Genomic DNA, 12,880 nt, shown 5'->3' on the forward strand with positions numbered 1-12,880 from the left:
TCGTGGAAGCCGTTTTTTTCTAGCGCGTGGGAATGTCAGGGCTTGGCTTCGCCGAGGATCAGGTTGACGGCGTGTTCGGTTGCCAGCTTCTCGATGCCGAGAACCGTTGCGTCCTGGCCAAGCGAACTCGTGCGCACTTCCACCGGATAACTCAGCCGGTTCGCGACTTCATGCACCGTCGGCAGTATCAGTGGATTGGCACCCAATCCGCCGCCCAACACCACCAGCCCCGGATCGACCATGCTGACGCAGCTGGCGACAATGGCGCCGATGTCCTCGGCGTGACGCTCGACATGGGCCCGCGCCGTGGCATCGCCCCCGGCGGCGCGCTCCATGAGATCCGCGGCATCTGTGGGTGGTGCGCTGGCAGACTGTGGCCATTCGCCGACGACGCGCTGCATCAGGGCCTCCGTGCCCATATAGTGCTCGATTTCTCCTGGTATCGGCCGCATGCCATTCGCCATTGGAAAGGCCAGGTGGCTGATCTCGCCGGCGGCGCCGTTACGGCCGCGCAGCAGCTTGCCGGCGAGCATGATGCCCATGCCGATCTTGAAGCCGATCTGGACATAGGCAAAAGTCTCATGATCCTGTGCAATCCCGTTGCTATGCTCGGCAACGGCGGCGCAGTTCACATTGTTTTCGAGAACGACGGGGATATCGGCAGGCGGCTCGAAACAGCTGAAAATCGCCTGCTGACGCGTCGCCTTGGCATCTCCCTGCGGGCCGACCACGCGCGCGGGCAAGGCGATGCCGATCGCCTGAAGCGGCCCCCAGGCCGGATCCGCTTCCGCCAGTGCCGCAGCGACTTCTTCGGCAACCGCCCGGCTGATCTCCTCGCCGAGGAAGAACTGGCTCGACGGCAGGCGATAGATCCTGCTGTGCAGGAGCCTGCGGTCGATCGATGAAACACGCAGCCGGATATGCGTGGAGCCCGCATCGACCGCGATGACATGGCCAGCGTTCAGGCCGGGGCGGTAGACCGAAGCCTTGCGGCCCAGCGCACCCTGCAGTTCGCCGACTTTGCTTGCAAGGCCGGCATCCTCCAGTTCGGCGATCGCCGCCGACAGGGTCGGTCGAGACAGGCCAAGCACCTCACCGAGCTGCGGCCGCGTCGACGCACCGCGCGCGGCAAGCAGCCGGAACATCGACTTGGCGCTGCCTGTGAGAGAAGCCGCCGGAATTGCGTGTCGCCTGCCCTGCAAACAAATCACCTGAAAATATTGTTATTCAGCTTTACAAACCAAATCGCATGCAATGGTCAAGCTGGGCAACCAGTTGGTGAGGACATCGGTACATTCTTCTCCTGGAATGTCCCTGCCCGATCCGACCCGCCGCCTCATGGCTTTACCGAAATCCGGACAACGGCGCTACTGAGCGAACAAGACACCGGCAAACGCGGCCGGCATGGAGCTGCCCTGTCATCCCATCCATCTTCGCGCTATTTTTGTATTTAAAAACTGCTTGCACAAATGAAAACAATGACTATGAATTTGAGAAGAAGGAAGCCAGGAGGAAATTTCGAGAATGACGAAGCTGCGCGGATTGGCGTGGGATCATGTGCGCTGCTGGGGTCCGCTCGACGCAAGCACCGAACCTTATCGCGCGATGCACCCCGATCTCGAAATCGAATGGGATCGCCGCAGCTTGTACGAATTCGGCGAAGGAGCACTCGGGCCGGCGCTTGAGGCCTACGATCTGATCGTCTTCGATCATCCATTCATCGGCGAGATCGCCAGCGGCGAACTCATGGTGCCCTTTGACGCGTTCATGTCGGATGATCTCAAGAGGCACTTCCAACAGGATTCGACGGGTGCATCCTGGCGATCCTACGCGCGGGACGGCCGCCAATGGGCGCTGCCAATAGATGCGGCCTGCCAGGTCGCCTCCTACAGGCCCGACCTTTTGACGCGCTACGGATCCGCGCCGACCAGCCATGAAGATGTGATCGACCTTGGACGGCGCGCGCGTAAGGACGGGAAGTGGCTTGGCTTGCCGCTGGTTCCGACCGATGCGATGTGCCTTCTGCTGACGCTCGGCAATCCGCAGGAACACGGCGACGAGTTCATTTCGAAAGACGATGCGGACCGCGCCATAACGCAATTGCGTGACATCGCGGCACTATCACATCCGGGATCGGCGACGTGGAATCCGATCCGCTGCTATGACCACATGGTCGCGAACGAGGATGTGGTCTACGTCCCCTTCGCCTTCGGCTACGTGAACTATTCCTCAAAGTCCGCGCCGTATCTGCGCTTTGCCGATGTGCCGACCCAAAACAGTGCCGGCGCTCTGCTCGGCGGCGCCGGCATCGGGGTGAGCGCACGCACGAAACATCGCCAGGCTGCCATCGACTATGCGCTCTACCTGTGCTCGGCCGAATATCAAAGAGGCGGCTATGTGAAAGCTGGCGGCCAGCCTGGATCGCTCGCCGCCTGGCAGGACGACGGCGTCAACGCCTCTACGCGCGACTTCTTTGGCGCAACGCTCAAGTCGATACAATCGTCTTATCTGCGCCCGACGCATCCCGGTTTCATGGCATTCTTCCGCGAATGCGCACCGCGGGTGGCATCGGCAATTGCCGGCGAGACCTCGGTGCACGAGCTGTCGGAGTGGCTCAACCGGCGTTATCGCGAAAGCAGGCTGGAGGCTGACCCGCAAAGAAGCGTCGCCTGACAACCGCGGCGTCCGAACTCGATATTGCATGCATAAAAACTGGGAGGAAGAATATGAAACAGCTCAAGTCGGTTCTTTTCGCATCTGCGGCGCTCACGCTGGCCGCCTTGCCCGCGCAGGCGCAGAACATGCCCAAGCGCATCGGCTACGTCACCAACTACGCCACGCATGAGTGGTATCAGAACGTCATCAAGGGCATGCAGGCTCGGGCCAAGGAGCTCGGCATCCAGTTCGAGGTCCAGGACGCGAATCTCGACATCGCCAAGCAGGTCGCCGCAGCCGAGGACTTCATGGCAAAAGGCGTCGACGTCCTGATCGTCACACCGGTGAACGAAGAAGGCGTCGTACCGCTGCTGCGTCAGGCAAAGTCGAACGACACACCGGTGGTGCTGGAAGGCAATCCGGTGAAGGGCATGACCACGATGGTCGCCATCTGCGACTACGATACCGGTTACTTCTCCGGCGTCGAAGCCGGCAAATATGCCAAGGAGAAGCTTGGCGGAACCGCCAAGGTGATGAATGTCGGTCTGCCGCTGCTGTCGGCCACGGTGCTGCGCTCGCAAGGCTTCATGGATGGCCTCAAGACGATCGTCCCGGAAGCCGTCATGGTTCATGACCTCGACGGCGGTGGCAATCCCGACCGCGCGCTGGAGGTTTCCGCCGCCGCACTCGCCAAGAACGCCGACATCAACATCATCTACGGCATCAACGACTCGTCGTCCCTGGGTGGCCTGCAGGCCTGGAAGGCAGCCGGCAAATCCCAGGATGCTTTGCTGACGGTCGGCACGGGCGGCGAAGGCCTGGCGTTCATCAACGCGATGGAAAAGGAACCATCCTATCGCATCGAGGCCGCAATGTTCCCCGAAAAGGAAGGGTACACCGCAATCGACGCCGCGGTAAAACTCTTCAACGGCGAAGAGGTGCCTGAGCATATCGTGAGCCCGACCGCGCCGATGATCGGCGAAGACTGGAAGAAGTTCTACGATTACGACGCCAGCACACGGAGCATCAAATGGGATGCGGTGAACGCACTGAAGGCGCCGGAAAAATGCATGAAGACGGCCGCCGACCTGAAGTAGAAGCCGTCAATCGGCTCGCCCGCTCCGGCGGGCGAGCCTTTCATGATCGGGCGACGGATTCACGTCGCCCATCGATGTTTCGATGCGCCCTGCCGATCACGCGGGCGGCTTCGAGGAGCAGTTTGACATGAGCGAGATCGTACATCCTTCTCCAGCGAGGAGACTTGCGGGCGGTCGGCTTCTGGGCAGCAGCCAGCTCGTGCTCGCTGTGATCCTGGCTGCGCTCTGCATCGCCATCTCGCTCGCGGCGCCGCAGTTCTATTCCGAGGCGAACGTCATCGCCATCCTGCGCCAGTGTGCCCTGGTGCTGATCGTTGCCTCGGGCATGACGATGCTGATCATCACTGCGGAGGTCGACCTGTCGGTTGGCGCCTCGCTTGCCTTTGTCGGCTGCATCGGCATGGCCGTGCTTAACGCGACCCACAGCCTGACACTCGGAATCCTGGCATCGCTTGCTTTTGCCGGCGGTGTCGGCCTCGTCAACGGCCTTGTGGTCACGAGGCTCAAGGTGAATTCCCTGATCGGCACGATCGGCATGATGATGATGCTCCAGGGCGGCGTCTATCTGTTCACCCGGGAAGCCGTGCAGAACCATCACCAGCTTTCCAGCTTCACTGGGCTCGGCGCGGGTTATGTCGGCCCTATCCCCATGCCCGTCATCTTCGCCGCCGCCATCTTCATCATCGCCTATGTGACGCTGCGCTTCACAACGCTGGGCCGCTACCTCTACGCCGTGGGCGCAAACGAGAAGGCCGTCCGGCTCTCGGGCCTGCGCTCGGAACGACTGAAGCTGCTCGCTTTCGTCGTCACCGGTCTGTGCGTCGGCATCGCCGGCATGATCCTCGCATCGCTGATGAATGCCGGCCAGCCGACGGCCGGCCGCGGCTTCGAGCTTACCGTGATCGCCGCGGTCATCCTCGGCGGCACCAGCCTGCTCGGCGGGCGCGGTTCGTTGTTCGGTACATTGCTTGGGGTCCTGGTGCTGAAGGTCATCGACAACGGCATCATCATCCTCGGCTGGAACCAGGATTTGCAGATGGTGGTTCCCGGCGTGGTGATCATCCTGGCGAGTTATCTCGACATCGTGCGGAACAAAGCCAATGTCCGCTGACCTGCTGCACGCCGCCACCGATATGGCCACACCCACACTCGAGATGCGCGGCATCGACAAGCGCTTTCCCGGCGTCATCGCGCTGGAGAATGTCGACCTCGTGCTGCAGCCCGGGAAAGTTCATGCCTTGATGGGCGAGAACGGCGCCGGCAAATCCACCCTGATCAAGATCATGGCGGGCGTCTATGAAAAGGACGCCGGCGCCATCCGGATTCAGGGACGCGAGGCCGACATAAAGTCGCCGCGCGACAGCTTGCGGCAAGGCATCAAGGTCGTGTTCCAGGAGATCGCGCTGATCTCGGAGTTCACCGTCGCCGAGAACATCTTTCTGGAAGGCTATCCGACCGGCCGCGGGGGCGGGATCGACTGGAAGAAGATCCGGGCCGATTCCGCTGCGCTGTTCAAGCGCATCGGCTTCGATGTCGACCCTTCGGCCCGCACCGGTTCGCTGCCGGTCAGCCAGCAGCAGATGGTCGAGATCGCGCGCGCCCTCGCCCACGAGGCCAAGGTGGTGGTGATGGACGAGCCGACCTCCTCGCTCACGCCGAACGAAGTCGCCCTGCTCTTCACCGTCATCCGCCGCCTCACCACGCTCGGCATCGCGGTCGTCTATGTCAGCCACAAGCTCGATGAGGTGTTCGAGATCGCCGACACCGTGACCGTCCTGCGCGACGGTCGTCATATCTCGACCAGGCCGATCGGCGAACACACCAATGAAACGCTGATCCAGGACATGATCGGCCGGCGGATCGACAATCTTTTCCCGCGCCAGCGCACCGCCGCAGGCACGAAGGTGGCATTGTCGGTTCAGGGTCTCAGCACGGCGAAGAAGATCAGGGATGTGTCCTTCGAGGCGCGCGCCGGCGAGGTTCTCGGCTTCTTCGGTTTGATGGGCGCCGGCCGCACCGAACTGGCAAAAGCGATCGTCGGTTACGACCCGATTACCGCCGGCACGATCGCCATAGACGGAAGCGTGCTTGCCCCGCACGACACGCGGACGGGTGTTCGCCTCGGCATCGGGCTGCTCACCGAGGATCGCAAGACCGAGGGCCTCATGGCCGAACTGCCGGTTTACCAGAACACCAGCCTCGCTTCGCTCGGGACGTTCGCGAGGATGGGTTTCATCGACACGGCCAGGGAACGCAAGGCGGTACAGGAATATGTCGATCGCTTCCGCATCAAGACGCCAGGCCTGTTCCAGCAAATCAAGAACCTCTCCGGCGGCAACCAGCAGAAGGTACTGATCTCACGCTGGCTGATGCGCGGCTTGAAGGTGATCGTCGTCGACGAACCGACACGCGGCATCGATGTCGGCGCCAAGTCCGAAATCTTCGCGCTCATCGACCGGTTGGCGGGCGAGGGCCTGGCAGTCGTGATGATGACCTCGGAAATGCCGGAACTGCTCGGCCTGGCCGACCGCGTCGCGGTGATGTGCGAGGGCCGCCTCACCGCGATCATGTCGCGCGAAGACGCCACACAGGAGAAGATCCTCAATGCGGCGATCGGTTGACGCGATGACAATGGCTGCCAATCGGCCTGCTTTCGGGAGCACGCAGCAATGAGCCACACCTCGATGACGGCCGCTCCGGACAAGGCGGAATCGTCCTTTTTCGCACGGCTGCTCAAGCGGCAGGAAATGGCGCTGTTCCTCTGCCTCGTCCTGGTGATCGCCTTCTTCTCCTTCACGGCGGAGAACTTCCTCTCCGTACGCAACATGACCAATGTGTTCGGCCAGGCCTCGCTCGCGCTGACGGCCGGCATAGGCTGCGCCATCGTCTTCATCTCCGGCGAGGTCGACATCTCGATCGGGGCGTTGCTGGCAACCATTGCGCTGCCGCTGATCCTGATCATGAACGGCACGGAGTCGCTTGTTCTGGGCATCGGTGGGGCGCTGCTGTTCGGCCTGATCATCGGTATCGTCAACGGCTATCTGACTGCCTATGCGGGCATCAATTCGCTGATCGTGACGCTCGGCATGATGTTCATCCTGCGCGGTGGCGTCTATCTCTACACCGGCCAGCGCGCGATCCCCGATGACGCGGCGCTCGACAGCTTCATCGCGCTGTCGGACGGCCGCCTGTTCGGTGTCATTCCCTATTCCGCCATCATCGCTTTCGGGCTGCTGCTGATCTTTGCCTACATGATGCAGCATCGCCCGTTCGGGCGGCAGATCTATGCCGTCGGCGGCAACCCCGAAGTGGCGCGCCTGGCCGGCTACGACGTGCGTCGCGTCAAGTTCACCTGCTTCATCATCTCCTCGCTTCTGGCAACTGTCGCCGGCATCATCCTGGCGGCGCGCGTCGGGTCGGCGCAGCACACGGCCGGTCTCAATTTCGAATTCCAGGTCGTCGCCGCCACCGTGCTCGGCGGCGTCAGCCTTGCCGGCGGCATCGGCAGCCTGACCGGCATGGCACTCGGCGTGCTGATCCTGCAATTCCTGTCGAACGGTCTGCGCGGTCTTGGGCTGCCGACCGAATGGCAACTGGTCATCACCGGCATCATCATCATTGCGGCCGTCGCTTTCGACGAGGCCAAGCGCCGTCGCGCGATCGGAGGTTGATATGGCACGTCTCACCGGCAAATCCGCTGTCATCACCGGCGCCGCAGATGGCATCGGCCATGCGATCGCCGAGGCCATGGCGAAGGAAGGAGCGCATGTCTTCCTGGGCGACATCGCCGATGCGCAAGGCGAGACTTTCGCCGCCGATCTTCGCGCCGCCGGATGCAGCGCCGACTACGTGCACTGCGACGTCTCCAAGGAAACAGACATCGCCAACCTCATCGCCACCGCGATCGCTAAGACGGGACGCCTCGACATCCTGGTGAACAACGCCGCGATCGCCATCGGCGGAATGCCCGTCCATGAGATGACTGATGCTCAATGGCATCGGCTGATCGAGGTCAACCTGACCAGTGTCTTCCGCGGCTGCAAATATGCGTTGCCGCATATGATCGCGCAGAAGTCCGGAGCGATCATCAACATGGCGTCGGCGCAGGGTCACATCGGCCTCGACGGCTGGACCGCCTATGCGGGCGCCAAGGGCGCGGTAATGGCGATGACGCGCCAGATGGCGGTCGAGTTCGGTCCGCTCAACATCCGCGTCAACTCGATCTCGCCCGGCACGATCAACACTCCCATGAACGAGAAGGTCGTCGCCGAGATCGGCGGCAATCTTGCCAAGGCCTGGGTGAAGATGCATCCGATCGGTCGCATCGGAAAACCGGAAGAAGTCGCTGAAGCGGCTGTCTATCTCGCCTCCGACGCCGCCGGTTTCACCACCGGTATTGACTTGCGCGTCGACGGCGGCCTGACCGCCGCCCCGCGCTTCGTTCCCGACTTGCTTTGAAAGAAACGAGACTGACATGAACAAAGCCCTCGAAGGCATCCGTATCCTCGATTTCAGCCATCTGCTGCAGGGGCCCTTCGCCACTCAGATGCTGGGCGACATGGGAGCCGACGTCATCAAGATCGAACGCGCCGGCTCGGGCGACATGTTCCGCGGCATGACGTTCTTCGCCAAATGGGTCGGCGGTTCCGAGAGCCCGAACTTCCTCGCCTGGAACCGCAACAAGCGCTCGATCGCGCTCAACCTCAAGAGCCGCAAGGTGCATGCGATCATCATGGAGATGGCCAAGACGGCGGATGTGGTGGTGCAGAATTTCCGGCCCGGCGTGCTGGCCAAGCTCGGCTACGGCTACGAAGACTTCAAGGCCGTCAATCCACGCATCATCTATTGCTCCGGCTCCGGCTATGGCGAGGAAGGGCCCTATGTCGAGCGCCCCGGCCAGGACATGTTGATCCAGGGCCTGGCGGGCGTCGTGGCCAACACCGGCCGCGGCGATCAGGCGCCCGTTCCTGCCGGCGCGGGGCTTGCCGACCAGATCGGCGCCATGAACATGGTATACGGTATACTGTCGGCACTCTACTACCGGGAGAAGACAGGCAAGGGTCAGAAGATCGAGGTGAACCTGCTCGCCGGCATGTTGGCTCACCTCAATCAGGAATATGTGGCCGTGCTCAATCTCGGCGAGGATTTCGTCAGGCCGAATTCCGGCATCGGCCATCCCGGCATGCAGGCTCCCTTCGGCATTTACGAAAGCCGGGACGGCGGCCACGTCTCCATTGCCATGAGCCCTTTCAAGACACTGTATGAAGTCCTGGAAGCACCGCAGCTTGCCATCTACGACGATCTCAAGACCTTGTTCGACAAGCGCGACGAGGTTTTCGACAAGGTCAACGCCGAGACCAAGAAGTTCTCCACCCAGGACCTGCTGGCGCGGTTGCTGGCCGCCGACATCTGGTGCGCCGAAGTGAAGGACATCCGCCGGGCGGCGGAAGATCCGCAGGTCACCCACATGGGCATGATCACCACATACGACCATCCGCGCGGCGGCAGGGTCAAGGTCGTCGCACCCGCCGTGCGCATGAGCGAGACGCCTGCGTCGATCGAGCGTCCGGCCCCGCTGGTCGGCCAGCACGGGCGCGAGATCCTGGCGGAACTCGGCCTGTCGAAGGACGAGATCGCAGCACTCGAGGCAACCGGCGATATGACGGTGGATGCGGCATGACCAAGGAAGCGTATCAGACCCTTTCGGTCGAGACGTCCGGGCGGGTCGCCGTCGTCACCCTGCGGCGCGCCGACCAGCTCAATGCGATGAACAAACGGATGCAGGGCGAGATCACCGCCGCCTTCGAAGCCCTCTCGCAGGATGAAGGTATCGGCGCGATCGTGGTCACCGGCGAAGGGCGTGGCTTCATGGCGGGCGCAGACATCAAGGAATATGCCGCACAGACGGGAGCGGACTTCGACGCCTTTCAGGCGGCGGGCACACGCATGTATGCCGCCATAGAAGACAACCGCAAACCGGTGATAGCGGCGCTTAACGGTTATGCATTGGGCGGCGGTATGGAGCTGGTTCTGTGCTGTGACATCGTCATTGCCAACCAGTTCGCGAAACTCGGCCTGCCGGAGATCAAGCTCGGCCTCGTTCCCGGCGGCGGCGGGACGCAAAGGAGCGTTGCGAAACTGGGCCGCAACCGCGCCAACATGCTGTTGATGACCGGCGCGATCGTGCCTGCTTCGGAATTCGTCGACACCGGTCTGGTCAACGAGGTGGTGGATGCCGAAAAGCTGATGTCGCGGGCATTGGAACTCGCCGAAATGATCGCCGCCGAGCCACCGGCCGCCATCGAAGGGTTAAAGCGGCTGACGGCGCATGCGGCCCGCGGCGACCTCGCCAAGGGTCTTGCCATGGAACGCGACATCCTTGGCGAGCTCTATCGCAGCGAAATCGGCCAGAAACGCGTCCGCGAATTCGCCGAAAAGAGCGCCGCCCGCGCCGGCAAGGCGAATTGATGAGAACCTCGCTCGTAAAGCCGAACCGCCCGCCTTTCGTCGGCCTCCAGGATCTGGCGGCGATGGTGAAACCTGGCGACATCTTCGGTGTCGGCGGCCACCATTTCGCACGACTTCCGATTGCCATGCTTCGCGCCATAGCTCGGTCGGGCACCAGGGACCTGCGCTACGTTTCCTGGGCCGGCGGGCTGCCGCTCGAACTACTGCTCGAGGCGGAAGCGGTTGCTGAAATAGACATCTGCTTCTCCAGCCTCGACATTTTCGGCCTGCCGCCACGGTTTCGGGCGGTTGCGGAAAAAAACACCCTGCCGGTGCGCGACTGGACCGCGCTTGCCATGATCCAGGCGCTACGGGCCGCGCAGCAGAATCTGCCGTCCATGCCGTTCCAGCTTCCTGTCGGATCGGACATGCTGGCGCGCGTTCCAGGCGCGGTCGGCACCGTGGATGTCGTCGACGGCTCGGCCGTCGGCGTTATCCCCGCCCTGCGGATCGACACCCTTGTCCTTCATGCCCAGCGCGCCGATGAAAGCGGCAACGTCCAGATCATTGGCCCGCGCGCCCTCGACTTCGCCATGCTCGGCGCCGCGCGGCGGGTGCTGGTGACGGTCGAGGAGATCGTGCCCGTCGGCGCGTTACGGAACGACGGCCGCCAGAGCATCGTGACGCGCAACCAGGTGACGGCCATCGCGAAGGCTCCAGGCGGCGCCTATCCGGCCTCCTGCCTGCCCTTCTACACGACGGACTACGAGGCTTTGACCCGCGTCTTTGGCGGCGGTGCCTCCCTCGGCGACGCGCTGGCACCTCGCGATGGTGACATTCCGGCGTTCGTCCTTTCGGCCGCAGGCATCGTGGCCAGCGACGTCTCCGCTCTTTCCACGCCCTCGATACAAAAGGTTCCGCCCGCGGCGTCGCTGGACGAAATCATGGCCGCGCGGATCGCCGCCGAACTCGACAATGAGAGCTTCGCCAGCGCAGGCGCGGTTTCCCCCCTGGCCAATGTCGCCTACCGGTTGGCCAAGGCCACGCACGCGCCCGACATGATCATCGCCACGCTGAGCTGCGGCCATCTCGACATCGCGCCAAGTCCGATGATCCTGTCGCTGATCGAGAGCCTCGACGCCGAAACGGCAGTGGCCCATGCGGGCGGCGACGACACATATTCGATCTACTACCAGGCAGGCGCGGTCACGCATGAGATCGTCGGCGCCGCGCAAGTCGACCGCCTCGGCCGGGTCAACACCATCGCGCTGCGGAAGCGCGACGGTGGCGTCATCCGCCTCCCCGGCCAAGGAGGCATGGCCGATGTCGCCAACATGCACCGCGACTATCTGCTCTACGTTCCACGGCATTCGCCGCAGTCCGTCGTGGACAAGGTCGAGATCGCAAGTTCGGCGCGCGGGCTGCTGACGCCAGCCGAGCGCGAAGCACTGGGCTACCGGACCGGCAAGGCCCTGGTCTTTACCGACCTCTGTATTTTCCGGCTGGATCCATTCACACGCGAACTGGTTGTCGCCGAAATCATGCCGGGTGTCACACCCGACAAGGTTCGCGATGCCACCGGATTTGCGATGACGTTCGATCCGGACTGCCACGAGGTCCGGCCGCCTGACGCCGAGACGCTCGACATCCTGCGCAATCGGATCGATCCGCTGGGGCTGCGCCGGCTGGAGTTCGTCAACGCCAAGGAACGCGGCGCCCTGATCGCCGAGATCCTGGCGGCGGATCGCGACATGGTGAGGCGTTGTCTTGCTGCGCGAAACTCTTCGGTTGCCAGCAGCGCAAGTGCGGCAAGAGGCGGAGTCTGATGGCAACGCCGCTGCTCGACATGTCTGCCGCCCGCGTCTTTTTCGACGGTATCTTCACCAATCCGCGCGTTGCGCATCCCGAAGGTGTCGCGATCCATCGAGACGGATCGATCTGGTGCGGCACCGAGACGGGAGAGCTCCTTCGCGTGGCAGCCGATGGAAGCAGCGTCGAACGGATGGGCGGCACCGGCGGTTTCCTGCTCGGAATCGCCTTCGACGGCGCCGGTAATTGCTTCGCCTGCGACCTTAAACACGCAGCTGTCTTCCGCTGGGATGCCGCCACCGGCGAAATGGCCCGTTTCGCATCGTCCGGCATCCGGGTGCCGAACTACCCCGTCATCGATGAAGGTGAGGGATGGCTCTACGTGTCCGACAGCGACGGCGCGCGTAGTGGTGCCGGCATTTTCCGCTATGACGTTGGAAGCGGCCACGGTGGTCCGTGGTGCCGCGACCCGATGTCCTTTGCCAACGGGATGGCGATGGCACCGGACGGAAAGGGCCTCTATGTCGTCGAAAGCGACGCGGCCCGTGTCAGCCATGTGGGTATTCGCGATGACGGCTCGGCGGGAGAGAAGAGCGTTGCGATCGAAAATGTCGCAAACGTCCCCGACGGCCTCGCCTTCGCCCCGGACGGCTCACTGTTTATTTCCTGCTATGAGCCAAGCCGCATCTATCGCTGGCGCGCTGGCGCCGGTCTCGAACTTCTGATCGAAGACCCGGCTGCCACGACGCTTGCCCATCCGACCAACATAGCCTTCAAGGGCGACAAACTGTACACGGCCAACCTCGGCCGCTGGCACATCACTGAGATCGATCTGAAGCTGCTGGCTCGTTGAGCGCCAGTTGCAACGGTGC

The 12,880-nt window shown here is 62.9% G+C and carries 11 protein-coding genes; 10 read left to right on the forward strand and 1 reads right to left on the reverse strand.

Features of this window, described 5'->3' with window-relative positions; translation table 11 throughout:
• Positions 1-35 precede the first annotated feature (35 nt).
• On the reverse strand, positions 36-1,202 hold the full coding sequence (locus tag AO692_RS19050; RefSeq protein ID WP_244483412.1) for an ROK family transcriptional regulator: 1,167 nt from the start codon (positions 1,200-1,202) through the stop codon (positions 36-38).
• 322 nt (positions 1,203-1,524) lie between these two features.
• Between AO692_RS19050 and AO692_RS19055 the strand changes: the two genes are divergently transcribed.
• The 10 genes from AO692_RS19055 (at position 1,525) to AO692_RS19100 (ending at position 12,861) form a co-directional block, all read left to right on the forward strand.
• On the forward strand, positions 1,525-2,673 hold the full coding sequence (locus tag AO692_RS19055; protein WP_054311629.1) for an extracellular solute-binding protein: 1,149 nt from the start codon (positions 1,525-1,527) through the stop codon (positions 2,671-2,673).
• 53 nt (positions 2,674-2,726) lie between these two features.
• Entirely contained in the window at positions 2,727-3,752 is a 1,026-nt protein-coding gene (locus AO692_RS19060) for a sugar ABC transporter substrate-binding protein (protein WP_054311630.1), read from the forward strand.
• A 127-nt stretch (positions 3,753-3,879) separates the two neighbouring features.
• Positions 3,880-4,863 (forward strand): ABC transporter permease, encoded by a 984-nt coding sequence (locus AO692_RS19065; protein ID WP_054311672.1) that lies wholly within the window; start codon positions 3,880-3,882, stop codon positions 4,861-4,863.
• Positions 4,853-6,373, forward strand: coding sequence for a sugar ABC transporter ATP-binding protein (locus AO692_RS19070; RefSeq protein WP_054311631.1), 1,521 nt, complete (start codon positions 4,853-4,855; stop codon positions 6,371-6,373). Before AO692_RS19065 ends, AO692_RS19070 begins: the two co-directional genes overlap by 11 nt.
• A 48-nt stretch (positions 6,374-6,421) precedes the next feature.
• Positions 6,422-7,423, forward strand: a complete 1,002-nt coding sequence (locus AO692_RS19075; protein ID WP_054311632.1) for an ABC transporter permease — start codon at positions 6,422-6,424, stop codon at positions 7,421-7,423.
• A 1-nt stretch (position 7,424) separates the two neighbouring features.
• Positions 7,425-8,210, forward strand: a complete 786-nt coding sequence (locus AO692_RS19080) for an SDR family oxidoreductase (RefSeq protein WP_054311633.1) — start codon at positions 7,425-7,427, stop codon at positions 8,208-8,210.
• A gap of 16 nt (positions 8,211-8,226) precedes the next feature.
• Positions 8,227-9,432, forward strand: a complete 1,206-nt coding sequence (locus AO692_RS19085) for a CaiB/BaiF CoA-transferase family protein (RefSeq protein WP_054311634.1) — start codon at positions 8,227-8,229, stop codon at positions 9,430-9,432.
• Complete coding sequence (locus AO692_RS19090; RefSeq protein ID WP_054311635.1) at positions 9,429-10,220, forward strand: enoyl-CoA hydratase/isomerase family protein; 792 nt, start codon at positions 9,429-9,431, stop codon at positions 10,218-10,220. Before AO692_RS19085 ends, AO692_RS19090 begins: the two co-directional genes overlap by 4 nt.
• On the forward strand, positions 10,220-12,025 hold the full coding sequence (locus AO692_RS19095; RefSeq protein WP_054311636.1) for a CoA-transferase: 1,806 nt from the start codon (positions 10,220-10,222) through the stop codon (positions 12,023-12,025). Before AO692_RS19090 ends, AO692_RS19095 begins: the two co-directional genes overlap by 1 nt.
• A complete protein-coding gene (locus tag AO692_RS19100) occupies positions 12,025-12,861 on the forward strand; it encodes an SMP-30/gluconolactonase/LRE family protein (protein ID WP_054311637.1) in 837 nt (278 codons plus the stop codon). The genes AO692_RS19095 and AO692_RS19100 overlap by 1 nt, the downstream gene beginning before the upstream one ends.
• Positions 12,862-12,880 lie beyond the last annotated feature (19 nt).

The sequence above is a fragment of the Mesorhizobium sp. 1M-11 genome, from assembly GCF_001303895.1.
Lineage (GTDB): Bacteria > Pseudomonadota > Alphaproteobacteria > Rhizobiales > Rhizobiaceae > Mesorhizobium.

Coding starts and splice junctions, on each gene's coding strand:
- AO692_RS19085 (WP_054311634.1), top strand. CDS start 8,227: ATGAACAAAGCCCTCGAAGGCATCCGTATCCTCGATTTCAGCCATCTG.
- AO692_RS19090 (WP_054311635.1), top strand. CDS start 9,429: ATGACCAAGGAAGCGTATCAGACCCTTTCGGTCGAGACGTCCGGGCGG.
- AO692_RS19055 (WP_054311629.1), top strand. CDS start 1,525: ATGACGAAGCTGCGCGGATTGGCGTGGGATCATGTGCGCTGCTGGGGT.
- AO692_RS19060 (WP_054311630.1), top strand. CDS start 2,727: ATGAAACAGCTCAAGTCGGTTCTTTTCGCATCTGCGGCGCTCACGCTG.
- AO692_RS19075 (WP_054311632.1), top strand. CDS start 6,422: ATGAGCCACACCTCGATGACGGCCGCTCCGGACAAGGCGGAATCGTCC.
- AO692_RS19065 (WP_054311672.1), top strand. CDS start 3,880: ATGAGCGAGATCGTACATCCTTCTCCAGCGAGGAGACTTGCGGGCGGT.
- AO692_RS19070 (WP_054311631.1), top strand. CDS start 4,853: ATGTCCGCTGACCTGCTGCACGCCGCCACCGATATGGCCACACCCACA.
- AO692_RS19100 (WP_054311637.1), top strand. CDS start 12,025: ATGGCAACGCCGCTGCTCGACATGTCTGCCGCCCGCGTCTTTTTCGAC.
- AO692_RS19080 (WP_054311633.1), top strand. CDS start 7,425: ATGGCACGTCTCACCGGCAAATCCGCTGTCATCACCGGCGCCGCAGAT.
- AO692_RS19095 (WP_054311636.1), top strand. CDS start 10,220: ATGAGAACCTCGCTCGTAAAGCCGAACCGCCCGCCTTTCGTCGGCCTC.